This window comes from Clostridium magnum DSM 2767, from assembly GCF_001623875.1.
Taxonomy (GTDB): Bacteria; Bacillota; Clostridia; order Clostridiales; family Clostridiaceae; genus Clostridium_AM; species Clostridium_AM magnum.
In genome coordinates, this window is record NZ_LWAE01000001.1 from 617,019 (window position 1) to 641,301 (window position 24,283).

At 31.4% G+C, this 24,283-nt stretch carries 38 protein-coding genes and 1 pseudogene; 33 read left to right on the forward strand and 6 right to left on the reverse strand.

Translation table 11 applies throughout. The features are described from left to right. The first annotated feature begins 8 nt into the window (after positions 1–8). The 27 genes from CLMAG_RS02960 (at position 9) to CLMAG_RS03075 (ending at position 17,148) form a co-directional block, all read left to right on the forward strand. Complete coding sequence (locus tag CLMAG_RS02960) at positions 9–422, forward strand: hypothetical protein (protein WP_066617729.1); 414 nt, start codon at positions 9–11, stop codon at positions 420–422. A gap of 65 nt (positions 423–487) precedes the next feature. After that, entirely contained in the window at positions 488–628 is a 141-nt protein-coding gene (locus CLMAG_RS32895; protein ID WP_169809785.1) for a hypothetical protein, read from the forward strand. A gap of 4 nt (positions 629–632) precedes the next feature. Further along, positions 633–2,357 carry a phage tail tape measure protein gene (locus CLMAG_RS02965; protein WP_066617731.1) on the forward strand — a complete coding sequence of 575 codons (1,725 nt, stop codon included), beginning with the start codon at positions 633–635 and terminating at the stop codon, positions 2,355–2,357. Positions 2,358–2,382: 25 nt separating this feature from the next. After that, positions 2,383–2,823 carry a hypothetical protein gene (locus CLMAG_RS02970; protein ID WP_242872915.1) on the forward strand — a complete coding sequence of 147 codons (441 nt, stop codon included), beginning with the start codon at positions 2,383–2,385 and terminating at the stop codon, positions 2,821–2,823. Next, a complete protein-coding gene (locus CLMAG_RS02975) occupies positions 2,823–3,749 on the forward strand; it encodes an XkdQ/YqbQ family protein (protein ID WP_066617734.1) in 927 nt (308 codons plus the stop codon). Before CLMAG_RS02970 ends, CLMAG_RS02975 begins: the two co-directional genes overlap by 1 nt. An 8-nt stretch (positions 3,750–3,757) precedes the next feature. Beyond that, positions 3,758–4,072: a DUF2577 family protein gene (locus CLMAG_RS02980; RefSeq protein ID WP_066617737.1), complete on the forward strand. Its 315-nt coding sequence runs from the start codon at positions 3,758–3,760 to the stop codon at positions 4,070–4,072. Positions 4,073–4,078: 6 nt separating this feature from the next. Next, positions 4,079–4,519, forward strand: coding sequence for a DUF2634 domain-containing protein (locus tag CLMAG_RS02985; RefSeq protein ID WP_082831769.1), 441 nt, complete (start codon positions 4,079–4,081; stop codon positions 4,517–4,519). Then, positions 4,520–5,629 (forward strand): baseplate J/gp47 family protein, encoded by a 1,110-nt coding sequence (locus CLMAG_RS02990; protein ID WP_066617739.1) that lies wholly within the window; start codon positions 4,520–4,522, stop codon positions 5,627–5,629. Then, the gene (locus tag CLMAG_RS02995) at positions 5,626–6,174 is read left to right on the forward strand and encodes a putative phage tail protein (RefSeq protein WP_066617741.1); all 549 of its coding nucleotides are present in this window, start codon (positions 5,626–5,628) and stop codon (positions 6,172–6,174) included. The genes CLMAG_RS02990 and CLMAG_RS02995 overlap by 4 nt, the downstream gene beginning before the upstream one ends. Next, positions 6,164–6,352 (forward strand): hypothetical protein, encoded by a 189-nt coding sequence (locus tag CLMAG_RS03000; protein ID WP_066617744.1) that lies wholly within the window; start codon positions 6,164–6,166, stop codon positions 6,350–6,352. The genes CLMAG_RS02995 and CLMAG_RS03000 overlap by 11 nt, the downstream gene beginning before the upstream one ends. Before the next feature lie 13 nt (positions 6,353–6,365). Then, a complete protein-coding gene (locus CLMAG_RS32210) occupies positions 6,366–6,539 on the forward strand; it encodes a hypothetical protein (RefSeq protein ID WP_161486917.1) in 174 nt (57 codons plus the stop codon). Positions 6,540–6,549: 10 nt separating this feature from the next. Then, the gene (locus CLMAG_RS03005) at positions 6,550–7,467 is read left to right on the forward strand and encodes an Ig-like domain-containing protein (protein WP_066617747.1); all 918 of its coding nucleotides are present in this window, start codon (positions 6,550–6,552) and stop codon (positions 7,465–7,467) included. Between the two features lies 1 nt (position 7,468). Further along, on the forward strand, positions 7,469–7,756 hold the full coding sequence (locus CLMAG_RS03010; protein WP_066617751.1) for an Ig-like domain-containing protein: 288 nt from the start codon (positions 7,469–7,471) through the stop codon (positions 7,754–7,756). After that, positions 7,756–8,016: a hypothetical protein gene (locus CLMAG_RS03015; protein WP_066617753.1), complete on the forward strand. Its 261-nt coding sequence runs from the start codon at positions 7,756–7,758 to the stop codon at positions 8,014–8,016. The genes CLMAG_RS03010 and CLMAG_RS03015 overlap by 1 nt, the downstream gene beginning before the upstream one ends. Then, the gene (locus CLMAG_RS03020) at positions 8,016–10,271 is read left to right on the forward strand and encodes a hypothetical protein (protein ID WP_066617762.1); all 2,256 of its coding nucleotides are present in this window, start codon (positions 8,016–8,018) and stop codon (positions 10,269–10,271) included. Before CLMAG_RS03015 ends, CLMAG_RS03020 begins: the two co-directional genes overlap by 1 nt. A gap of 2 nt (positions 10,272–10,273) precedes the next feature. Next, positions 10,274–10,651: a hypothetical protein gene (locus CLMAG_RS03025; protein WP_066617764.1), complete on the forward strand. Its 378-nt coding sequence runs from the start codon at positions 10,274–10,276 to the stop codon at positions 10,649–10,651. A gap of 3 nt (positions 10,652–10,654) precedes the next feature. Continuing rightward, on the forward strand, positions 10,655–10,864 hold the full coding sequence (locus CLMAG_RS03030; RefSeq protein ID WP_066617767.1) for an XkdX family protein: 210 nt from the start codon (positions 10,655–10,657) through the stop codon (positions 10,862–10,864). A 99-nt stretch (positions 10,865–10,963) separates the two neighbouring features. Then, a complete protein-coding gene (locus CLMAG_RS03035) occupies positions 10,964–11,419 on the forward strand; it encodes a phage holin family protein (protein ID WP_082831771.1) in 456 nt (151 codons plus the stop codon). Positions 11,420–11,421: 2 nt separating this feature from the next. Further along, positions 11,422–12,306, forward strand: a complete 885-nt coding sequence (locus CLMAG_RS33410) for an N-acetylmuramoyl-L-alanine amidase (protein ID WP_066617771.1) — start codon at positions 11,422–11,424, stop codon at positions 12,304–12,306. Positions 12,307–12,369: 63 nt separating this feature from the next. Beyond that, positions 12,370–12,927: a phage holin, LLH family gene (locus CLMAG_RS03045; protein WP_066617776.1), complete on the forward strand. Its 558-nt coding sequence runs from the start codon at positions 12,370–12,372 to the stop codon at positions 12,925–12,927. Between the two features lie 145 nt (positions 12,928–13,072). Beyond that, the gene (locus CLMAG_RS03050) at positions 13,073–13,744 is read left to right on the forward strand and encodes a DUF4352 domain-containing protein (protein ID WP_066617779.1); all 672 of its coding nucleotides are present in this window, start codon (positions 13,073–13,075) and stop codon (positions 13,742–13,744) included. A gap of 406 nt (positions 13,745–14,150) precedes the next feature. Beyond that, positions 14,151–14,306: a hypothetical protein gene (locus tag CLMAG_RS32900; protein ID WP_169809786.1), complete on the forward strand. Its 156-nt coding sequence runs from the start codon at positions 14,151–14,153 to the stop codon at positions 14,304–14,306. 118 nt (positions 14,307–14,424) lie between these two features. After that, entirely contained in the window at positions 14,425–15,129 is a 705-nt protein-coding gene (locus CLMAG_RS03055) for a hypothetical protein (protein WP_066617782.1), read from the forward strand. 14 nt (positions 15,130–15,143) lie between these two features. Then, entirely contained in the window at positions 15,144–15,545 is a 402-nt protein-coding gene (locus CLMAG_RS03060) for a DUF5348 domain-containing protein (protein ID WP_066617785.1), read from the forward strand. A gap of 27 nt (positions 15,546–15,572) precedes the next feature. Then, the gene (locus tag CLMAG_RS03065) at positions 15,573–16,460 is read left to right on the forward strand and encodes a ParM/StbA family protein (protein ID WP_066617791.1); all 888 of its coding nucleotides are present in this window, start codon (positions 15,573–15,575) and stop codon (positions 16,458–16,460) included. After that, positions 16,441–16,767: a hypothetical protein gene (locus CLMAG_RS03070; protein ID WP_066617793.1), complete on the forward strand. Its 327-nt coding sequence runs from the start codon at positions 16,441–16,443 to the stop codon at positions 16,765–16,767. The genes CLMAG_RS03065 and CLMAG_RS03070 overlap by 20 nt, the downstream gene beginning before the upstream one ends. Positions 16,768–16,914: 147 nt before the next feature. Then, positions 16,915–17,148, forward strand: a complete 234-nt coding sequence (locus CLMAG_RS03075; RefSeq protein ID WP_082831772.1) for a LexA family protein — start codon at positions 16,915–16,917, stop codon at positions 17,146–17,148. 233 nt (positions 17,149–17,381) lie between these two features. Here the strand turns inward: CLMAG_RS03075 and CLMAG_RS03080 are convergent, their stop codons facing one another. Both CLMAG_RS03080 and CLMAG_RS03085 read right to left on the reverse strand, forming a co-directional pair. After that, positions 17,382–17,627 carry a helix-turn-helix domain-containing protein gene (locus tag CLMAG_RS03080; protein ID WP_066617795.1) on the reverse strand — a complete coding sequence of 82 codons (246 nt, stop codon included), beginning with the start codon at positions 17,625–17,627 and terminating at the stop codon, positions 17,382–17,384. Between the two features lie 258 nt (positions 17,628–17,885). Continuing rightward, the gene (locus CLMAG_RS03085) at positions 17,886–18,164 is read right to left on the reverse strand and encodes a helix-turn-helix domain-containing protein (protein ID WP_066620312.1); all 279 of its coding nucleotides are present in this window, start codon (positions 18,162–18,164) and stop codon (positions 17,886–17,888) included. Positions 18,165–18,170: 6 nt separating this feature from the next. Here CLMAG_RS03085 and CLMAG_RS03090 point away from each other — a divergent pair. Then, positions 18,171–18,389: pseudogene (locus CLMAG_RS03090) on the forward strand (FAD-dependent oxidoreductase); the annotation flags it as partial. 47 nt (positions 18,390–18,436) lie between these two features. On the opposite strand, the gene CLMAG_RS03095 reads toward CLMAG_RS03090, so the two are convergent. Continuing rightward, on the reverse strand, positions 18,437–20,041 hold the full coding sequence (locus CLMAG_RS03095; protein ID WP_066617801.1) for a recombinase family protein: 1,605 nt from the start codon (positions 20,039–20,041) through the stop codon (positions 18,437–18,439). A gap of 279 nt (positions 20,042–20,320) precedes the next feature. Here CLMAG_RS03095 and CLMAG_RS32220 point away from each other — a divergent pair, with 279 nt between their 5' ends. From CLMAG_RS32220 to CLMAG_RS03115, 5 genes are all read left to right on the forward strand, one after another. Then, positions 20,321–20,476, forward strand: coding sequence for a hypothetical protein (locus CLMAG_RS32220; protein ID WP_161486918.1), 156 nt, complete (start codon positions 20,321–20,323; stop codon positions 20,474–20,476). A 386-nt stretch (positions 20,477–20,862) separates the two neighbouring features. Next, on the forward strand, positions 20,863–21,732 hold the full coding sequence (locus tag CLMAG_RS03100; protein ID WP_066617804.1) for a hypothetical protein: 870 nt from the start codon (positions 20,863–20,865) through the stop codon (positions 21,730–21,732). A gap of 1 nt (position 21,733) precedes the next feature. Further along, positions 21,734–22,015 (forward strand): hypothetical protein, encoded by a 282-nt coding sequence (locus tag CLMAG_RS03105; protein ID WP_066617806.1) that lies wholly within the window; start codon positions 21,734–21,736, stop codon positions 22,013–22,015. A 1-nt stretch (position 22,016) separates the two neighbouring features. Beyond that, positions 22,017–22,268 (forward strand): hypothetical protein, encoded by a 252-nt coding sequence (locus CLMAG_RS03110; RefSeq protein ID WP_066617808.1) that lies wholly within the window; start codon positions 22,017–22,019, stop codon positions 22,266–22,268. 35 nt (positions 22,269–22,303) lie between these two features. Next, entirely contained in the window at positions 22,304–22,711 is a 408-nt protein-coding gene (locus CLMAG_RS03115; RefSeq protein WP_066617811.1) for a hypothetical protein, read from the forward strand. A gap of 138 nt (positions 22,712–22,849) precedes the next feature. On the opposite strand, the gene CLMAG_RS03120 is transcribed toward CLMAG_RS03115, so the two are convergent. The 3 genes from CLMAG_RS03120 to CLMAG_RS03130 form a co-directional block, all read right to left on the reverse strand. Then, positions 22,850–23,176 carry a hypothetical protein gene (locus tag CLMAG_RS03120; protein ID WP_066617813.1) on the reverse strand — a complete coding sequence of 109 codons (327 nt, stop codon included), beginning with the start codon at positions 23,174–23,176 and terminating at the stop codon, positions 22,850–22,852. 39 nt (positions 23,177–23,215) lie between these two features. After that, on the reverse strand, positions 23,216–23,455 hold the full coding sequence (locus tag CLMAG_RS03125) for a hypothetical protein (protein ID WP_066617815.1): 240 nt from the start codon (positions 23,453–23,455) through the stop codon (positions 23,216–23,218). A 196-nt stretch (positions 23,456–23,651) separates the two neighbouring features. Continuing rightward, positions 23,652–24,230 (reverse strand): hypothetical protein, encoded by a 579-nt coding sequence (locus CLMAG_RS03130; protein ID WP_066617818.1) that lies wholly within the window; start codon positions 24,228–24,230, stop codon positions 23,652–23,654. Positions 24,231–24,283: the final 53 nt, after the last annotated feature.

A 24,283-nucleotide genomic window follows, 5' to 3' on the forward strand; every position in this document is an offset into this window, starting at 1 on the left:
GAATTTGTATGAGTAAAGTAACATTTCAGGACTTTTTAAATAAAGTTAAGCAAAAACAGGAAAGTAAGGTAAAAATACTAGATTTAGAAGTTTCTAGTTTAGGTTGTTCATTAACATTTACAAGACCTAGTGATGATGAACTATTAGATTATTCTAATGAAATGGCTAATAGTGTTACTGTAAATGCTAATAAAGAAATAGTGGATCAAGACATGAAGAAAATGTACAAAGCTAGTAAAAGTTTAGTTTATAGCTGTTGTAATTATTTAAAAGAAAAAGAGTTGCAGGAAGAATTAAAACCAGATGAGCCTTGGGATGTTGTAGAGAAAATATTTGACCAAAAGGAAGTCTTAGAACTAGCTACAGACATTTACAAGGCTTTTGCTAATGGAGATATAGGTGAAACAATAAAAAACTTGTAAGAGGTAGAGGAGATACTGGAGGGGAATTTTATTGGGTTTCCTACTACCTCCAAAAAGGATTTAAATTGGAGTATCTTATAAATTTAACACCTACAGAAAAACAATTTTATATTGAAAGTATGGAGTTTGAATTTGAACTTGAAGTAAAGAAAGATGTGAAAAGAATTAAACTATTAGTAAGTGCTCTATTTGGCGAAAAGAGGTGAGAATATGGGAAAAGTTATTAGTACCATACTTAACCTGAAGGATAATTTTAGCAATGTTCTTAGTAAGACCACAGATAATGTTAGAAAATTTCAGGATCAAACTAAAAAGTCACAAGCAGCTATTAGTGGAATGAGTGGAGCTGTTTCTAAGGCTGGAAATCATATTACTAGTACACTTGCGGGATTAGGGATAGGCTATGCAATAGAGGAAGCAGGAAGAAAGAGTATAATGTTAGCATCAGATTTAAATGAAGTCCAGAACGTAGTTGATGTTACATTTGGAAACAGCAGCAAAGTAATAGATCAGTGGTCAGATAAAGCTTTAAATGCGTATGGACTATCTACTTTGCAAGCTAAACAATTTAATGGTACGTTAGGTGCATTAATGAAGTCTAGCGGTATAAGTTCTGATAAACTTGTAGAAATGTCTGAGAACATGACAGGGCTTGCTGGGGATTTTGCTTCATTCTATAATTTGAGACCGGAAGAAGCCTTTGAAAAAATCAAAAGCGGAATATCTGGAGAAACAGAGCCTTTAAAGGCTTTAGGTATCAATATGTCTGTAGCAAATTTAGAAACAAGCGAATATGTAAAGACATTAGGCAAGAAATGGGACAAGATGACACAAGGCGAGCAAACAATGGCTAGATATATGTATCTCATGAAGGCCAGTAAAGATGCACAAGGAGACTTTAATAGAACTTCCCAAAGCTTTGCTAACCAATTAAGAATAGCAAAAACAAGTGCAGAGCAGGCAGGAGCATCTATTGCAAGCATATTTCTTCCATCTTTAAACAAGGTATTGCTGGCTGTAAATGCTGGTGGATTAGATCAAAAAATACTTAAGGTTAAAGATTCTGTATTTAGTGTTATAAATTACATAACGCCTAGTTTTCAAAACTTATGGTCATGGATTGTAAAGTTTGGAGATGCTACAGGACTTTCAACTTTTATTAATAATATAAAAACAGATGTAGCAACAGGTAATCTAGATACATTGAAATGGATTTTAAAAGATGTGTTAGACGGAGCAACTGCAGTTGTGAGCTTTGTAACAAATCATTGGGAGGAAATAGGACCAGCTGTTTATACTGCAATCGGTGCTTTTGTTGCTTTTGAATTGGCAGTTAAAGGCGCTATGATAGTAGAAAGTTTATCAGGATTAATAACCGTTGCGACTATCATCTGGGATGGTTATACGATGGGTGTGGGTGCAGCAGCAATTGCACAGGATCTATTAAATTTAGCAATGAAAAGTAACCCAATAGGAACAGTAATTACCTTGCTTGGATTATTAGCATTGGCAATAGCAGAAGTTGTTACTCATTGGAAAGATATATGTGCATGGGTAGAGAAAGCATGGAATTGGCTAAAAACATGGAATGGAACTAAAGCAGAAAATAAATCAGTAACATTTACACAGACAAGGATAGATGATAACCGAACCATTGGAGAAAGACAAGCAGAGCGTATAGGTAAAAATGCTACTGGTACTTCATATTCTCCAGGTGGTTTAACTATGGTTGGTGAATATGGTAGGGAATTAGTAGAAATGCCTAAAGGTTCAAAAGTTCATACAGCTAGTCAAACAAAAGATATACTTGATAGTAATAATAAAGGAGTATATATATATGTGACTATACAGGGCAATGTGATAGGAAATGAAGAGTTTGCTGATGAGGTTGGAAATCATATTTACAATAAAGTTAGTTTAGCAATGCAGAGGTAAAAAATTACCTCTGTTTTTTCTGGAGGTGATTAAAATAGCTGATATTTTTATAAGTGATAAAGATAGAACAAAAGTATTTCAATTACCTATTCTCCCAGAGAGGTTTCCAGAGTTCTCAAGAGCAGCTAAGAATGAGGAATTTGAAACATGGGAAGATGGAGTTTATACACTTATTGGTAATGTAGATGCTATTAAATTTAGCTTAGAGTGTTGGCTTCCAGGTATGGATAAAGAATATTCTTTTGCTAAGAGTAAAATAAATCCATATGATTTAATTAATTTAATGCATAATGCAATGTTAGAAAAGAACCCAATTCGGTATGTAGCTAATAGAAACCCTAATTTGAAATTACCAGTTGAAATTACAAATATGTTAGTTACAGTGGAAAGTTTAAGTTGGTATGAGGATAGATTGGGAGATGTACAGTATAAAGTAGATTTCAAAGAATACAGGGAGATAACTTAATGTGGTATTTATATGGATTACATAAAGACAAATGGGTTGATATACTGCCGAAATGTAATAATGTTACATGGAGCTTTGATAAGGATACATTTGTTTCAGATTTAAATTTTGATAGTTTATATGATTTACCAGAGAGTATGCATATTTCTTTGTTTAAAGACAGTAGACCTGTTTGGAGAGGAATGATTATAAAAAAGAATAATAAGAAGACCAGTGCTAGTTATAATTGCTTGGATTACGGACTATATTACACTAAAAATAAAATGAGTGTAATACAGTTTAATAATATTAATACTCATTTAGCTATAAACCATCTATGCGAATATTGGGGCCTAGAGCATGATGTGGTGGCCTTTGTATCTAAAGTTGACAAGATATACAAAGCAAAAACATTGATTGAAATGGTTGATGATATGCTTGATATGGCAAGTAAAGAACTTGGTGTTGAATTTATAAGGGAAATGAGAAATAAGCATCTATATGTAAATGCCTTTGAAGATATACCAGTATTAACATCTAAATATAAATTAGGTTCAGACTTTTCTATAACTAGAAGTATGGAGAATATGAAAAATAGAATTATTATGATGACCAATAAAGATGATGATTATAAGATATTAGATACATTGGAATATACTAACGGAATTAAAACCTATGGAGCATTTACGGATGTTATAGAATTAGACGAAAAAGATGAAAGTCAAGCTAGAAATATAGGACAGAACTTACTCAACAAAAATGGAGGGACTGAAAGAGAAGCAACATTTAATGTTTTAGGATTAGAAGATGCAGAACTAATAAGGTGTAATAGAAAACTTCCGTTAACCATAAAAAAGTATGGACTAGATGGAGTTTTCAGGATTAAATCTTGTTCTCATACATTAAATAATAATAATCACAAAATTAATATAACAATTACTTGGTAGGTGATAATATGGATTATAGCATAGGATTTGCGAAAGCTTTTAATGAAAGAAATAATGTAGAAAAAATAGGTGCTATAACTGGCGATGTAGTAAGTGTTGATCCATTAGAAATAAGTACATTTGGAGGGAACGTATTATTAAATGAAACTCATATAACAGTTTGTAAGAGTGCAACGGAATACACTATGCCAGTAACTATAAATATTACTAGTGAAACCTACACAGGTATTGTTACACATGAAGGTATAAAAAAAGGTGATAAAGTGCTACTTATTGCCTCTGAAAGTGGAAAAAGATTTTATTTAATAGATAAGGTGGTGTAGGTTACTATGGACACTATACCTTTAATACCAGATTTAGAAGAGCAAATTAATACAGAAAATCAAACTTCTACACTAAAAATAGGTAGGAGTTTTTTATTTGATTTTACTGAAAATAAATTTGTAATTAAAGATGGAAATATGATAGAAATAACTGGTCTACAAGCTTTGGAGCAATGGATAAGATTATGTCTTAACACTTTGGTAAAAAAATATAAAGTGTATGAGGATACAGAGTTCGGATGCAAGATAGAAGATCTACTTGGTAGTAGATTAAATTCTTATACATATTCCGAAATGCAGAGAGAAATAAGAGAGGCTCTTATTAAAAATGAAAATATAAAGGATGTAAGAAATATAGTTATAACTCAAGAAAAAAGAACTTTTACAGTTGCTATGGATGTTGAATTAGTAAATAAAGAATTATTATATCAAAGTGTGGTGATATAGATGTTCGAAGATAAAACTGTAGAAAATATAAATAAAGAAATGCTGGATAGCATAGATGATAGTTATGAAAAGTCAGTTGGAAATCCAACAGCAGATATTGTAAAGTCTTTTGCCATAGAAGAGGCATCCATATATGCAGCATTAAAATTAATATTTGACAAGATAAATGTAGATAACCTAACCGGCGATGAACTTGAAAGATATACTAAGCAGCGTAAAGGAATAACTAGAAAGCCTGGAAATGCATCTATAGGTGTATTAACTGTAAATGGCACTGGTACTATAAATATAAATGATTTATTTGAAACAGCTTCAGGAGTACAGTTTATATCTCTAGAAACTAAAAATATAACTGGTACTGGTTCAATTAATATACGAGCGGTTACTATAGGATTTAGTAGTAATGTTCCGGCAAATACTATAACACAGATGCCAGTTACATTAGCAGGAATAACAAGTGTAACAAATACAGCTGCAACATATGATGGATATGATGCTGAAACTGATGATTCTCTAAGACAAAGGTACTATGAAGCATTGAGAAAACCTCCTACTAGTGCTAACAAGTATCATTATTTGGCTTGGGCTAAGGAAGTTACAGGTGTTGGAGGTGCAATTATCTTTCCTACATGGAATGGAGATAACACTGTCAAAGCAGTTATAGTGGATGACAATAAGCTTCCTGCAAATTCTGATTTAGTTAGTAGAACACAAGCACATATTGATCCATTAAATGAAAGTAATATACCTAAAGGGGATGGAAGCGGAGAAGCTCCAATTGGAGCATATTGTACAGTAGAAAGTGCTACAGCTAAGAACATTGTCATAAAAGTTAAAGTAACAAAAGCGAATGCTAATTATACAGATGATGAGATTATAGCTAATATAACAAATAATGTTCTTCTATATTTCAAGGGAATCGCCTTAGATGAAGATAACAACTATGTTTCTTATGCAAAAATAGGTAATTTGATAATAACTTCTGATGGCATAGCTGACTATGATAACAGTACTTTTACTATAAACGATAGTAACACAAATATTCATCTATCGTTAAGCGCAACTTTATGCGAAGTTCCAGTATTGACACAGGTGGTGTTATTACCATGACAAAAGATACCTTAATTAAGAATCTACACAAATTATATAGAGAAGATCCTTGGATAAATGAATTGTTCAATAGTGCAGGCATAACATTAGATAAAATTAATGCAGCAATTGAAGATTTAGAAAATCAATATTGGTTTGATACTATGACATGGGCTATTCCAGTAGTAGAAAATATGCTTCAGTTTAAAACAGATAGTAATGCAGCAATTGAAGATAGAAGAAGTCAACTTGAAGCTAGGTGGAAAAGTAATGGTAAAGCAGATATATATTTATTACAAGCAGTAGCAAATTCATGGAGAAATGGAGATGTAACTGTTTCTTTTGTTAATGGAAAAATAAAAGTCACATTTGTAGGAGAATTTGGAGTACCAAAAGATTTAGAGGGCTTGGAAAAAGCATTAGAAGATGTAAAACCAGCACATTTAGCTTTGGTATATTCATACAGATATCTATTAATTAAAGAGATAGATAATACAATGACTTTATCGGAGTTGGAGCAAAGAAAACTAAATGAATTTGCAGGAGGTGAGTTGATTGGCCAGTAATACTCCCAACTTAAATTTATACAAAGCAGATCCTTCTGTAGATGGTAATTCAACGTTTAATATAAAACAAATGCTAAATGATAACTGGGATAAAATAGATTCTGATAAAGCCAATACTGATGCTAAAATAGATGACTTAAAAAAGCCTTATACATGGGGTAAGCTCATTGGTAAGTAGTAGGTGAACATAAATGTTAATAATTAGTAATGTAGAGTACAGCAAAAATCCAGTTAAAGTTAATGAAGCTTTTTTGATTTCTGTAACTATAGTAGAACAAATAGCCTTATGGAGTGATGCTAAAGGCACAACATGGGGAACTATTAAAAATACAACTTGGCAACAAGTAAAATTAAAATATTTTTAGGAGGTACTTTATGGCAGTTCAAACAGTTCAAGTTTTAATAAATGGACAAACATATAATTTAACTTATAATAGCACAAGTGGTAAGTGGGAAGGAACAATAACAGCTCCTAGCACTACCTCGTATAATGTAAACGCAGGACATTATTATCCGGTAACAGTAACAGCAACAGATCAAGCTGGTAATATCACAACAAAAAATGACACTGATGCTACATTAGGCAGCAGTTTAAAACTAGATGTAAATGAGACAGTTAAACCTACAATAACTATAACAGCTCCTTCAAGTGGGGCAAGAGTTGTAAGCTCAACCCCTACTATTACATTCCAACTAAGGGATGCTGATTCTGGAATAAAAATTAGTTCTCTAGCACTTAAAATTGATGGTGGTTCAGCAATTGGGAATACATCTGCTGGAATGACTTGTACTAGCGTTGCTGGAGGATATGACTGTTCTTATGTTGTTCAAAGTGCTTTAGTTGACGGTTCCCATAGTATAACAATAGATATTCAAGACAATGATGGAAACCAGGCAACTACTGTAAGTACAAGCTTCACAGTTGATACTGTTCCGCCAGCATTAAATGTAAGTAACCCTACAAATGGACTTATAACTAATAATCCTAGCTTAACTGTATCTGGAACAACCAATGATACAACATCTTCTCCAGTTACCGTAACAATCAAACTTAATGGCACAGATCAAGGAGTTGTTAATTTATCAAGTGGAAGCTTTAGCAAAGCAATTACATTAGCTCAAGGTACAAATACAATCATAGTACGATCAACAGATGGTTCTGGATTATATAGCGAAGTAACAAGAACAGTAACACTTGACACAACACCACCAACTATATCGACAGTTACAGTAACGCCAAACCCTGTTAACACTGGATCAACTATTACTATATCAGTTACAGTGACGGATTAATATGAAGCTTGTAGGATATATAAACGGGATAGAAGTCAGATTTGACTTTTATCCTCCAAATCAATTCAAAGCTGAAATTCCTAAGAGAATGAGCGGCATTTATTTACTTGAACTTCATGCTATAGATGATGCTGGTAATCAATCAAATATGTGTGATATGGCTGTATTAATAGATTTTGATAAGCTTACATTTAAAGTTTTAGATAGTGAATTTATACATGAAACAAATAATGAAGAGTTTGGATATAAAGAGCTCCAACCAGAATTTTTATACAAGGAGCTGGTGTAATGTATTTTAAAAAAGGAGAAGTTAGAAAAATAGGAATAGAAGTAGTAAGTCAGCTGAATCAAGATTTTATAATTGAAGCAGCTGACTTTTCAATCATAAAAATTAATGGAGAAATAGTTGAAAATGGAATACCAACAATTGAAGAACATAAAATCTTAACTCTATTTGCTGCTAATGAAGTGGGCAAATTTTATTGTGAATTTACCTATAGGATTGGCCCTGAAATATTAAAAGCAAAAATTTATGTGGAGGTTATGTAATGAAGTATACAACTAACTTACAACTAAAGAAACCGGACTACACTGATCCAGCTGATGTACAAGATTTTAATGATAATATGGATACTATCGATGAAAAGATTTCGTCGCATGAAGCTGATATTATAACCCCTTTATATCAAAATACTGTTACAACAACAAATCAGATAAATTCTATAATAACAGAATTTTGTAAACAGATGAAAATTACAAAGATTGAAGGATTAACTGTAGTTAATTTACTAGGTACAGATGGGGATTGTGAAGATGTAGGCAGGTGGTCGCAAAGTAACGGAACACCAAGTCTTGATTCCAGTAATAAAGTTATAGGATCTAACAGTATAAAGATAACCTCACAGACAATAGGGTCTTGCGGTGTCTACCTAAATATAGTGAGCAAGAGTCTGGATGCTTCCAAGTATTATTGCGTATCAGCTTATTTAAAAAATGGGAATGCAACCAATGTTTACTTAATGAAGTATAATGGTTCCAACTATACTTCATTAGCAGGCACCACTATAACAGATGCTACCAAGTTTAACAAAGTGATGTACAAATTTGCAGGAAGCGAAAATATTCAATTCTTAATGGTTATGTTAACAAGTACAGCCAGCGGTCAATACGCTTACGTAGACGGAATAATGTTAGAAGAAATAACAGCTACACAATACGCAGACGCTAACTTCGTGCCAAGTCCTTACGTGAATGGTGATTATTCTGTAGGAGAAAGCTTCACTGTAATCAAGACACGCGGAAAAAATAAACTTAACTTAGTGCAGGGGAGCTACGGAACTAGCGGTAATTTTGTAGCTTACGTAAAAAGCTTAACACACCGTGATGGTGTTATAACAGCGAAACCTGGCACTACCTACGCCGTAAGCTTAAGTAGCCCGTTGAAATACGCTGTACACGAATTTGATTGTAACCGCAACTTATTAACCACAGCTGTGTCGTGGAGTGCGTCAGCAGTTAGCAGTTTCACATATACCACAGGGTCTAACACAAGATATATAGCAATACAGTTTACGATAGACGATACAACTAGAATGTATGCAGAAGACTATCAGATACAACTGGAGGAAGGAAGTGTGGCTACAGCCTATGAGCCTTGTAAAGAAGCTTATATGAAAATTCCATACCCTTTAAGAAGTGTACCTAGCGGAACAACAGATGAAATAACAGAGGGTAAGTGGATAAAGCGAATAGAAAAAGCTGCACTAGATGGTGCTTTAAGTTGGTCTTTATTTGCACATGGCACTGGCTTTAAAAGAGTAGTAGTTTCATTAAGTAATATATACGGTACTTCAACATCTGTGTTATATAAGCATAACAGCAAAGTCTTACCTGTAAATGGCAGCGGTACTACCGCCGACAGTTATATGTTGTTCTCTAATTTAGACGCGTCCTTCCCTAATCAATTGTTTATTACCATTCCGTCAGCTGATTCAGGCTGGGCAGACGCATACACGCCATCCGTTGACGAATTGAGGGCGTATTTTAACGGTTATAAAATGTATCAGTTAGAAAGTGGCGGTTCAATGACACCGTATAACGGCACTGGTACTAAAGCGTGGGCTAAGATAAATCAAGCGTCACCAAGTGTTAGTGGTGTAGACTACAGTTTAACTACGTGCCCGACTGCGCTATGTGGTAATGGTTATATACCTTACCGCCTATACTATCAATTAGCTACACCAGTAATACTAGAGATAAACCAACCTAATTTAGTAACTTTCCCTACCGGGGATTTAGTTATAGAAAGCAGTTCGAAAAGTTGGGTACGCCCTGCGTCTATAACTTATCAAATTGCAGGCAGTTTAAAAGCTAACATAGACGAAGTTATGAAGGGGTTAAGCGCTAGTAGAAGGTTAAATCACACATATGTAGTGGCTTCTCGTAATTTTACAAGTAGTATAGTTATACCTAATGCTACTGATATAAACATAGATAGCGCTAATGTTACAGTTAACACTTATGGGGTATATGTAGCTGTAATTAGAGCAACATGGGGACCAAATGCTATCAGTGCGAACAGAAAAGCATGGATACTAATAAACGGCGCTGGTTACGATTGTTCCATTGTTTCAGCGCCCGACAGTTACACAGAGCACTTTATTGTAAGTGTAATAGGGTTGGCAGCAGGGGACAAAGTGGGCGTGAGAGTATGGCAAAATTCGGGGTCTTCCCAGCCTTTAGCCTTTGCTAATGTAACCTTATGCAGAGTGGGCGATTATGTAGAAATGAAAGAAGGTGACTAAGTATGATAGAGAAACAATACGAGAAAGTTAACGTATGTAAACTACAAGACGAACTAATAGCAGCGGGCTTGCTAGCAGGGAGTTTTACAACTTTTGAAGTAGGGGAAGACGTAGCGCAAATACAGTTTCCCGACGACGTTGATTTAGAATTAGTTGAGAGTGTAGTGGAAAAACATGATAAAACCCCACTACCTCCACCAAAAACAGATTTAGAGTTAGCACAAGAAACTATTAACTATTTAGGAACACAACTGTTTGAAACGCAAACGCAATTATTTGAAACGCAAGTTCAATCAATGCAAATTGAGCAAGATAAAAATAGTTTGGGAAGCCAATTATTTGATTTACAAACTCAATTAATGATGAAAGGGGTAATTTAAAGTATGAGTAATTTTGATTGGTGTAAAAAAGCATATGATAACCATTGGGCAACGGAGACACAATTACAAACGTGGGTTAGTTTGAATAGATTAACCCCACAAGAGTATTTTACAATAACTGGCGATACTTTGTTTTTAAAAACATTAGTGGTTGATGGAAAAATAACAACAGAAGAATATAAAACAATTACTGGTATTGATTATGTCGTATAGGAAAACTTAGATGAATAAATCGTAAATATTAAATATAAGTATTTTTAGAGTTTGGATATGGCCAGACTCTTTTATTTTTGTGAAAACAGGAGGTATGTAATGGAACATTTTTTAGACTATCTTAATGAATACTTCACAGGTAAAACAGGAGCCATCGGTGCAGCAGGAGCTGGAATGGGAACATTATTTACCTGGCTATTTGGATCTTGGGAAATTGGTTTAAAAGTTTTACTAACGTGTATGGTCTTAGACTATATTATGGGACTTATGTGTGGTACAAAAGATAAACAGTTGAGTTCTAATAAGGGTTATCTAGGCTTGAAAAAGAAATTTACTATGCTCATAATCCTAATATTAGCTGTACTTATAGACAGATTGCTTGGTCAAGGGTGGATGTTTAGAACATTAGTTATTTATTTTTATGCGTCTATGGAAGGTATAAGCATTTTAGAAAATGCAGCTAAATTAGGGGTTCCAATACCAGAAAAATTAAAGGAAATATTAGTCCAACTAAAAGAAGGTAATAAAAAAGAACTCAAGAAAGAGGAGGAGTAAAAATGTTAAGTTTAAACACTATTATTGCAATGGATATGGGACATACACTTTCAGGACCAGATTACGGTACTAGTGCAATTAAGGAGGAAAGCTTACTAACTAGAGAAGTTGGTGAGAGGGTAATAGCTAAACTAAGGGCCTTAGGATATAAAGTTGTAAACTGTAGTTGTGATAAAGCTACTAATATAGATGCTTCTCTATACTATAGATATGATACAGCTAATAATAGTGGTGCAGGAATATTTATATCTATACACTTTAACGCTACTATAGGAGGATTTGGGACCGAGATTTATACTTATGGATCAAAAGAAATACCAGAGGCAGTTGCAGTTTTAAATGCTATTTGTGCTTTAGGTTATAAAAATAGGGGGATTAAAGATGGTAAGGGATTAGCGGTTATCAAACATACCAATATGCCAGCTATGTTGGTTGAGTGTTGCTTTGTAGATTCTCAGCATGATATGAATATATATAATGCTGAAGCTATAGCCGATGCAATAGTGAAAGGTTTAACTGGACAGACTGTGTCAAATACAGTAACGTCAACTACTTCCACAGTAAAGATCAGTGATGCTATAAAAGCATTGCAGTATGATTTGAATATAGACTATAATGCAAAATTAACACTAACAGGAATTGCAGATGCTGCTACTATTGCTGCATTAAAAGGAATACAAAGCATTATTGTTAAGAGACATAAAAGCAGCGTAGTTAAGTGGATTCAACAGAAGCTTATAGGGTATGGTTATTTAGATAAAGGGACAGATACAGGAATCTATGATGAGCCAACTTTCCAGGCGGTAACGAATATGCAAAAGAACTGGGGAAGGCCTACAGATGGCATTTTACGTATAGAAACCTGGAATATATTCTTAAACAATTAATGCAAGAGAGCTGTAAAAGGCTCTCTTTTAAATTAAAAAATAAAATTCTGGAGGAATGAAATTATGATAAGCGTACAAACAATTCAATTAGTAACTACAGGAGTAGTTACTGGTGGAGTTTTAAGTTTTTTAGGTTTTACATTCTATGCAAAGAAAAAGGGCATAAAGCTAGGGAGTATTTTAAATAAAGCAGAAGAGGTTGTAAATACAGCAGGAGCAACATTAGATACTATAGAGCCTGTACTACCACCTGCAATTGCAAGTAATTTAGAGTATATAGAGAAATGGGCTAAAATAGCAGTAGGTAAAGCACAGCAGTTATATCACTCCGGAGAGATAGGAAAAGATGATAGAAAGACTAAAGCAGAAGAGGTAGTAAATGACTTACTAAAAGAGCTTAATATAACTACTACAGATTCTATAAAAACACTTATAGATGCAGCTATTGAGTATGCAGTAAATGAAAGTGGTCATGTTGAGAAAACCGAAGCTGAAAAAGAAATTGAGAAACAAGCATTACAAGCTCAAGTTGCACAACTTACAACAGAAAATACTACTCTTAAAAATGCTATAACTACTGCAGCTAGTACAGTGCAAACAACAACTTCAGCTGCACAATAATAATTTATCCCAGGCTTAGGCTTGGGGCTTTTTTATTTTTTGTAATTAAATATGCTTAAGTTATACTTATTTACAATTTCTTTACAAAATGCATGTAAATTTGATATAATTAGTACAAAATTTACATATTAGGGGGGAATCACAAATGAGTAAAATGAAAAATTGTAAAGTGTGTGGCAATCAAATTGCAAAAGGGGTGAATAAATGCGTTCACTGTGGAAAGGATCAACGAAACTTTTTTATGAAACATAAAATAATAACTATAATTCTTGGATTAGTTATATTAGGTGGAATTGGTTCAGGTATGGGTGGTGATAAAGACAATGCTACTAAAACTTCAACTGCTAGCACAAAAGAAACAACTCAAAGCAAATCAGCAGAATCAAAGAAGGAAGATCCAGTTTATAAAGTAGGAGATGTAATCAAGACGGATAAGTTTGAAGTTACTATTGTTTCTATTGAGGAAAAAGCTCAAGTTGGAGGCGAATATATTAAAAAAACACCATCTGAAGGTGGAACATATATAGCTGTTCAGTTTCAATACAAAAACATTAGTGATAAACCTGTTGGGAGTTTTTCTAAGCCTAGTATAAATTTAACAGATAAAAGTGGAACTAAATATAAGGCTGATATTGATGCTTCAAGTACATTTGCAACAGAGGTTAATCCAGATAGAAAAATTGTAAGTGATTTAAACCCTGGCATTACCGTAAAAGATGCTGACGTATTTGAAATCTCTAAGGATTCATATAGTAAAGGTGGCTGGAAGCTTTTAGTTGCTGAAGGTAGTAAAAAAGCAAATATAAATATTAATTAAAAATATATTTTCACGAAGCCCTTAGGGGCTTTTTTCTTTTTGGAAAGAGTACGTATGTCAATAAATTGTGATTAAGTTGTGGGAAAAGTGTGGATAACTATAATCCGTATGTGTAATTTAAACATATGGAATTCAGGAATTTTATACCCATACCATAGGCGGATAATACCACACGTGGGAAACCCACATCTATAATAATACTATAGTTAAATAAGACTTTATATAAATGATATTATATATAAACAACTACTATATAAAACTATATTATATACCTAAAGGTATACTATAAAATAATAGATAGCGGTTGTTTTGTCAAGTGTAAATTTTATAGATAACAATAAAAATATATATCAACATAACAATAAATGTGGTATAATATACTTAAGAATTAAACGGAGGGATTGGTATGGCAAGAAAAGCTATAAATACAACTATTGATGAAAAGTTAATAAAAGATATAAAACGGTTAACGGTAGAAGAAGAGTGTAACATAAATGATTTAATTGAAGAAGGATTAAGACTTGTACTTGAAAAACGTAAAAGCAGTAACCAAGGTGAATAAACCTTGGTTTATTTTTTTATTTAAAAATATGTTGTTGACAACATAACAACATGAGTGATATACTTTATTTAACAACATAACAACATAACAACATAAAGTAAATTAAGGAGGTGGCTACATGACTACTAAAGGATTCACTAAAATAAACAATTCAATAATTTTTAATGCAGACCTATCTTTAGAAGCTATAGGGCTTTATGTTAAGCTACAATACTTATCAACTATAGATAACTTTTCTATTAAAAGAGACTACATAAGATCCATTAGTGGTTATGGTGAGACTGCCTTCAGAAGAGTTTGGAAGGAGTTAAAGGACAAAGGTGTACTTATAGAAACTAAATCAAGAAGTAAGGGGAGATATGAGTATAAATACACTTTAAAAACCGATAACACAGCAAAGGTTACTGCTCCAACGGAAGAAAAGAAACCTAAACATATAGATAGTGATGGGAATACTCCACTAGATGGGCAAGTAAACATTGATGATGTCATAGGAGCGGATCAACAAGAAAAGCCTGTTATAAATAAAAATACTGCAGAGATAGTAAAAGCTACAGGATTTGATGATTCTCAAGCAAAGGAGCTTTTAAAATTAGCTAATAATAATGAAAGTAAAGTGATAGAAAGCTATAACTACACATTAAAGCAGAGAGAAGTAAGGAATACATTCAATTACACTAAATGGGTTATAGCAAACAAAATTAATGTCCAAGAAAGCAATACAGTTAAAAGCACTTTTAATAATTTTAAACAGCGACAATATGATTTTGATAGATTAAAAAAGGCATTATTGTATGGGGAACCATATGAGTTGCCTGCATAGGAGGTTTATTAATTATGGATAAGGATTATATAAAGGCTGCAAGTATTGCAAATGATGCTTTAAGCAGAATAAATAGCATATATGATAATGCTAAAACTGGAATCTTTGAGGATAACAAAGCTTGTAAAGCAATGGAAGAGTTTATATCAAGTATTGAAGATTTTGTAAATACTGTTGAGCATTATTCTAAAGACACTAAAGAAGGTTATTTGGAATTAAATAAAAATGGAAGATATGAATTAAAAGGTACAGAACTTACATGTGGTTATCCAGTGGAAATCTATAATAGAAAATATGGTGAATGGAATGATGGCAGAATAGAACATTCTGATGAATATGGAGGCTATTATTTTTATAATTACGATGATAGACATATGAGTCTGTCTGATGAAGTTAAAGCAAGAATAAGATACTGATTAAATTATATAAGGGAGATGTTTATAATGAGTAAAGAAATAAAAAGCACAATAATTGATTTAGGGAATATTAATGTGAAATTTATAGGAGATAACAAAGGTAAATTTAGCAGTAAAATAACTAATGATTATCAATCATATGAAGAAGGATTTCAAAGAATAGAATATAATGGTACAAAAACATATATAGGTATAGGAGAACTATCAAGAGAATTTAACAAGGCTGATAGGGATTATATGGCTCAACTTCTTTATGGTATAGGAAAAGCTAATACAGCAGATACAACAGAAACTAATCTTACCTTATTGCTACCAATAATACAGATGAAAAATAAAGCTAAGTTAGTGGCAGCTCTTAAAGAAAAAACATTTAATTTTAAATTTAATCGCGAAGATAGAAGTATAAAAATAAATGACTTATTGGTGCTACCAGAGGGATATGCTTCATACTACAGTTTAGATATAGAAGATAGAAAAGGTGATGTATGTATATTAGACATAGGTTCAAGAACGATTAATATATGTGTATTGGAAAATGGAAAAATAGCAAAAACCAATACAATTAAACTAGGATCATTTGATTTCTACTCTAAAATAAAAGCTATAGAGAACGCTAAGGGTGAAGATTTTACAGAGGAAGATGTACAAAGGTTAATTGATAATGGACTTATTAAAATAGAGTCTAAGCAATATATCGAATTTTTGGGTGATATATTAAATCTGGTTAAGCCATATGTTAATCTTAAAACTTATAATACAATATTCACTGGAGGTACAAGCTTGATGTTAAAAGACTATATTACTAAACTTCCATTAAGTAAATTTAAAATACATCAAAATGCAGAAACAAGCAATGTAGATGGAGCATTGGAAGCGGCTAAGAAGGTGTGGAGCAATGGCAATAAGCAACAATAGTGCAAGAGTTCAGTTCACTCTTAATAAAAGCAAAGATAAAGAAAAAATTATAGCAAAGTTCCTTGAGGAGTTTATAAATCCTAATAATGCCATAAAAGAAATCTTATATAACTATATAGTGAGTAATAGTGATACAAAGTTACTTAAAGTTACTCACTCGGAAGTTACTCAAAGTGATACGAAGTTACTTGAAGTTAGTAAAAGTGAGTTACTTGATGATAATATAGTTACTCAAGGTGAGGTAAAGTTACCGGAAGTGAGTGACTTAGAGCAAAATGAGTTAGAAGAATTGAGTAAGTTTATTTAAAATATAAGACTAAGCCCTTTTGGGCTTTTTTTCTTTTTTAGTCACTAGTTTTACAAAATTGGAATAAAATTAGAATGTTCGCTTGTTAAATAAACAAGTGTTCGTTATAATAAGAATACAAATTATAAATAGTGAGGAGATATATTTATGATGATAGAAGCAGCATTAACTAAAAAGCAAATTGATTTTTTAAAGGTATTAATTACTTACATAAAAGAACATCAATTTCCACCAACTATTAGAGAGCTGTGCGAACTAACTGGACTAAAATCAACCAGTACAGTTAAAGGATATATAGATAGGCTAGTTGAAAAGGGAATATTAGAAAGAGAAGATGATAAACCACGTACGTTAAGAGTTGTAAAAGCTTTGAATATTTAAAGAAGCACTCTATTTAAGAGTGCTTTTGAATATAGATTTATTAGTTTCCTTGCATATTAGATTAAATTTTACAAATTTGAGTGGTGACAAGTGTTTCGGTATTTTTTATAGATTATGGAATTATTTTTATAAAAATGCTATTATAAGTGCATAAAACTAAATATATCAAGTTACAGAAAACAAATATCTTTTTATTGTAAAATATTTAAGGCAATGTTAATGATCAGAAATACTTATTCATTCTTGTTTTTCTTATATAACTTGCTAAATGAAACTTTTAGACTGGTTCTACATAAAAGATAGTCTAAGGTTGTATCGAAATAATCAGCAATTTTGACTAACATATCAAGGTTAGGCTCCCTATATCCTATTTCGTAGCCAGAAAGTGTGTTGCGTTCAATATGTAAAGCTTCTGCAACTTCTTGTTGTGTTAGATCTTTATCCTCTCTTAGGCCTTTAAGTCTTTCATGAAATAACATTATAACCACCTCAAAAATATGGTAGCATGATAAGTTTAGAGAAGAAAAAAAGAGTCGCGTTACGCGACGTAAAATGAATACAGTTTAATGATTAAGCGTTCTTTTAAACACTGTAATATAACATAGTTAATTTATTACATAAAAATACAAAAGGGGATGAGTAGTAGTGACAACATATAAAACAGAAGATGAGAAGCCAATGCAAAATAAAAAAGTAAGAGTTATATTAAAGTTGAAAATAAAAAAACAGAAAGTTTACTAAGCTTTCTGTTTTAAAAAATAATCTATATGTATATTAAGGCTTTCACATATTTTTCTTAAGTTTTTTAAATTTGGTTTATATCCTATTTCATATCTACATAGACTCGAATACCCTATATTACACATTTGGGCAAATTGACGCTGAGTGAATCCTTGAAGCATTCTTAATTTATAGATTTTGTGTGCAATAGTATCTTCTGAAAGAGTAGCGTATGCTATTGCACCAGTACTTTCAATAGGTTCAAATATTTTTTTAAATGTTGCAGTTTTGTTCACATAGCACATGTAAAGTTAATGACTTCATACTACCCATTAGAGAAGTTAAGAAAAATAAAGGGTCTGGAAAATGCAAAATACATTGACCCTTATGCAGGAGGAAAAGGAAACTCTATTCGGTATCTTTCTGTGGCTCCAAGATCAGATGACATGAGGGTAAAGGGAATAAGTAATCTGTTCTGTGGTGGAGAGAAGAGTGGTCTTTTCGTAGGGCATACTGAAGCTTGAATTAACAAACTGCAAGAAATTGGATATATTTAGGAAAGTGCCTTTTATTTTTTTTTAGCACCTCCCCAAAGCTTTATATCTATATGGCCGGTGGAACTGTCCCAGGTGATTTTATCTACAACAGATGAAAGTAAATATTTTTTATAATCTATATCTATCATTTCTATAGTCTTACTAAACTCACTAAGGCTTTTTATTATTAAATCTAAGTTAACATCAATATCGTATTTTTTCTCATTTTCATTATTAATATTATTTAGTTTAGTTCTCAGTGAGGTTAACTCATTTTCTCTATTTTCTATTTCAGTTATTATATATTTAGCTGCAGATGAGTTTTTATTTTCAGCTAGTTGTTTTACTAAGTTATTTATGCTAATTTCTAGTTCAGCAATACTTTTGCTAATAGTTTCAGTTCCTGACAAATCAGTAGTTGAAGAAATTTCGTCTTTAAGTGACTTTAGCTCTTCAATTAGAATGTTATCATCCTTAGTAATTTCTTTTAGTTTATTTATAGTAACTTGCTCTATTTTATCAACTCTTACGTTACCATTATTACATCTAGTGCCTTTAGAATTTGTTTTCATGGCACAAGAGTAATAATATATTTTCTTTCCATCTTTATTTATTCCACCATGAATTACAGTCATATTAGCACCACATTTGCCACATCTTAATATACCGGTTAGCAAAGCATTATGAGTTCTACCGAGCTGAGGAGCCTTAACTTTATTTGTCTTGAGAGTCTCCTGTATTTCTAACCAATTAGCTGCCTCAATAATACCTTCATGTTTTGCTACAGTAGCTATCCACTCATCCATTTCTCTATATTGGTTAGTACCTTTCTTCTTGTTATAAGTTAACATTCCATGTATGCTATCTGGAGTACCAGTTGTAATTATTCCTTTCTTATTTAAATAATCAAATACATTAATATCTGCTTTAACGTATGTAGGATTTGATAACACGTCTGAAACAGATCTAACATTCCAGTCTGCACCTAATTTTGTTTTAATATTATGTTCTAAAAGATACTGGGTTACTTTTCTGAGGGATTTAAATTCTAAGTACCTGTTATATATTAGTTTTATAACTGTTAGCTCATTATCAATAGGAGTAAGTTTATACATAGATCTTTCCTTAAATTCAGAATCAAAATAGCTCATTTTTTCACTCCTAAATCCAAGAGGGGTTTGACCTCCAAGCCAACGACCAGACTTTGCAAGCTCTAGCATGTTATCACGAATACGTTCTGCAATGGTTTCACGCTCTAATTGAGCGAATACAGAGGCTATGTACATCATTGCACGTCCCATTGGTGTTGATGTGTCAAATTGCTCTCTAATGCTTATAAAATCAATGTTAAGTTCCTGTAGTTCATTAATTAGAGTGGAGAAGTCTGCTATGTTTCTACTTATACGGTCTAGACGATAGCATATAAGGAAACTAAACTTTTTAGACTTACCATCTTTTAGCATTTTCTGAAATTGAGGTCTATCAGTAGTTCTACCAGAAAAACCTTCGTCTTCATAGATTAAAAATTCATCTATTCCTAAGCTTTTTGCATGATTGGTACAGAGCTGGATCTGATTTTCAATGGATTCACCTTTACCAGTGAACTTAGATTTTCTAGAGTATATTGCTGCAATCATAGGTATCACTCCTTATATTTTAGTTAGTAAAAAAAGCTTATATTAAATAGTATTCCGAATGATTGGGTTTTAATAAATTATTTTTAATGTAATGTGAAACTAAAGGGGGAATTTTGAGATAGTTAAAGGTAACCACATTAGACATGCTTATATATGTGCAAAAAGGCTGTAAATGAATATCTATTATGAGTGCTTATGGCATATATCTAGTAAGAGACTATGGATACTATTATTATATTTAAGTAAATGAAGCATACATAAGCTATAGGGGGCAAGTATGTGAAGGAAAAGGTTAAAAGTGTTATAGTTACTTATCCAGAAGATATGGATGAACTAACGAAGAACTATTCAAAGTCAATAGCAAGAGTACTTATAAAAATAGTGCCTCCACACCAGATAGATGAATTAATAAAGAGACTAGAAGATAAAGAATGAATAACCAGTGACTCAAATAAGTAAGATATAACTTTTTTATTAAGACATGTTTTAGACAAGATATACTGATAACTATGTTACATGTTTAATTTAAGGGTTAACGAAAATTTATTTAGAAACTACTAAAGAGAAAATTGAACGATGTTAAGGACTACAAAGTGTACAATATATATAGAAAGATATCTTATAGGACATATTTTCTGTAAGGTATCTTAATTTTATTAAAAGTTATTTTAAGTTTTAATGTGTAATTTTTAGAAACTGCTATATTAGGGAGGAGAACAAAACACAAAATAGAAAAAGGAGAAGGTTAGATATTTGATTAAATACATAATAATATAATAATGCTCTAAAATAAAAAGCATTGTGTTTTTGCAAGGATCAAAATGGAAGAGATTACTTATAATGGAGAATATGAATCTCAGAAAATTATAACCTTAAAACATGCTTTTAGGGTATTGAGTAGGGAAAAACTTGAAAAATTATCAAAAATCAATAGATACCCAATAAATGATAACTCAAAGTATTCAGAGATATGTAAGAAGATAATAACTGACTTCGAAAATGGAAAAATTAGTAATGAATTTTATAATTCTATAAAGGAGCATGCTTTTAATCCAGATTTAAATGTACTAGATGGTTTCTTTGTACAATTTGATAACAAAAATAAAGTTGCTATTAGTGAACTAAGAGAATTTTTTGAAATGCCTAATAGTATAAGAAAAACAGCAGATGGGCAAGAAGAAGTAATATCATTCAAAATTATAAATTATTCAGAGCAGAGTATTAGAATATTAGCGACTATAAGCAAAGTCAAATATATATACGACTATAATAACGAATCAAGCTACACGTACTTGCTTCCTAGAAGGGCTATAATAGAAATATATGCAAACAATATTGTATATATACAAACTAGAAATTCTGGTATATATTGTGATATAAAAGGCATTATACAATTAGTATTACAGGATTATTTTAATGATAACAATTTAAAATTAGTCAAGCCGAAATTATCTCAGACACTTAGTATTGATTTAGAAACGAACGGACCTGTAGCAACGTATCAAATGATAAATAGCTATACTATTAAGTTTTTAGATATTATATATGAGTTAGAAAACATGAAATATAATTTTAGCGAATTCTTTGTTAGTGCAATTACCTTTGATCATGAAGATGGATACAATATCGATTTAGATACTATGATATATTCAACAAGTTTTGATGGCAAAAACTTATTTAGAGCACACTGAAGTGAGAAGTAAAATTTTAAATGGAAGAATAATTTTATCAGTTAACTTACAGATAATTTACAATGAGACACTAGGTAATAATAAGTTCCTAATGCATAAAATTGATGCTGGCATAAATTATGAGAAAGGTTTTTTCAGAATTTATATTAAGGATAACGATAAAGTTGACAACTTTATACTAGAAAATGCATATATCAAATTAAAGGAATTATTTATAGATAATTTTTCAAGTAAAAATTTAAATAATGAAGATAAGATAAAAATATTATTAAGGGGTAATTGAAATGGAGCAATTTAAGCTTTCTTTTAAATCTTCCTGGTTATATAAAGTTAATACAGTTGAAGATATAAAAGAACATAAGAGTGTTACACACGTTGGCACTATTAAAAATGTGGGCTTGTTACGTGCAACAAGAATAATTATGCAGGATAAATATGATCTTGCAGATATTAGAAATGCCTTAGTTCATGGAGAGAATGATAAGGCACTAGAAATACTTAATTCAATTACAGAAATAAAGAAATATGTGAAATAGGAATCCTCATACCTAAAATATGCAAATCTGTAGAAGTGGTAGAGGATGATATTAATAGTGAGCTTGTAGATTACATATTTACTAGAGATAAAAGTGGTGGCTCAGGTAATCTAATATTAATTATAAAGTGTAATAGAAGCTTAGAGCATACATATGAGCTAATGACCGTATCAAATAATATAAATGTAATAAAGTTAGAATCGGATATTCCTATAGATAAAAAGTATAATGTGATAGAAATACAAGGAATAAATAAAAGAGATGTAGGGACTCCATATATAACAATTGATTTTAAAATCAAGAAGGGTTTAAATATTGGAATCATAAAGATAAGTCTAATAGGAGAAATAAAAGAATTTTTAGGTGTTGAATTCACCTTAAGAAATAAGACAAAAGATAGAACAATTACTAGCAAGGCTCCCTTGAATTTAGAAGATATATAATAAACTTTATATGAAATATGAAAGAAGTTATCATCCACCTTGTATAGGTGGATGATTTTTTATATATAATTGTGAGAATCATAGGATATTTTCGATTATAGGTATTTCCTAAAAACATCAGTGTTTCATTTAACTATTTTAATGCATTTTTAATAACGCAATCATCAAGGCCATATTAATAATCTTTGAATTATTATCAGTTATCCCATAATGCTGAGCAATAAGTTTCTTTATTTTATCTTCCAGCTCCTTATTTATACTAATAGACTTCTTTACAGTTGAGCTGTGATATATAGAAAAGAATTCCTCGAAAATATCAGGTTGAGGCATATCTGCGGCATCCTTTTTTTGTGCTTTATCCTTGGATTTTTCAATAGAATTTACATTTGGCAGATTAGAAATCAAAGCTCTTAGTATCTCTTCGTTATTTTTATCTGTGCCATTAATTTTTTTCCCTCTTTCCATAAGCTAATTTACATCCTTTTGTAGTTGATCTACTTTTTTTTATATTGTTTCTAAACTATTCATTACAATAGAATGTTCAGTTTCTGTTTTATTATTTTTTTTGTGTTTTTTTATAGGCTCTTCAGGGTTATAACCAGGAATTAAGCTTAAAACCCCATTATCATGTTCGTAAATAGTAGCGAAATCATTTTTTATTTTCTCATCTTCGTTAGTTATAGTGTTATTTTCTTCAGAACCATTGTTATTGTTTGAATTATAAGAATTATCGTCTACACTCATATGTACCTCCACAAAAATACTTACTAATATATGCTTATAGAGTTTATGAAGAAATTATTCACATTTATAGTGTTTATTTAAATGGGATAACATTTTTACTACTTATTTCATACTATACGCAGTTGAGTATTTATATCCGATAATAGTAATACTTAAGTAACAAAAACATAAAAAAGGCGGCATATGCTGGGATATGTCACCCTATTACTTCTGAAGGATTAATGACTATTTGTACCGAAGGTAGTCCATCTAGAAGATTAACAATTATTTTATCTACTACAAGATCTATTAATATTCTTTTTCTTCTTGTATCAAGTTTATTGATGTCTACAATAAAATTACTAAGAACTTTTTCAAATTCAGCTTTACTATTAATGTACTTGCGATTAAACTCTTCTTTCTTAGTCTCTTTCTCCTTATGATACTGGGATTTAACCTTAGATAAAAGAGTTTCTTGATAAATTAAATGACCTGCTAGATCTGATCTTAGACAACCCTCTAATTTTTCTTTATTTGATTTTTCTTTAGCATCAATTTTTACATATTCTTTAAGATCTTTATCAGTTAAATCTTTAAACATAATCTTAATGTTCTTGATTAATGAATCCAAATATTCTGTTTTACCATATAGATCTTTAGTTAACAAATCAAGTTCCTCTATTTTCTTTTCCTTTTCTTTGCAGTAAATATCCCAAATGTTATTAATGTTTTTCAATTTTAAAGAATGCTTTAGCTCTGAGATAACTATATTTTTAATTAATTCTTTTTTAAACACTAATTCGTATTTTCTACCAATATTTGTTTTGCATCTATATACACAAACATTAT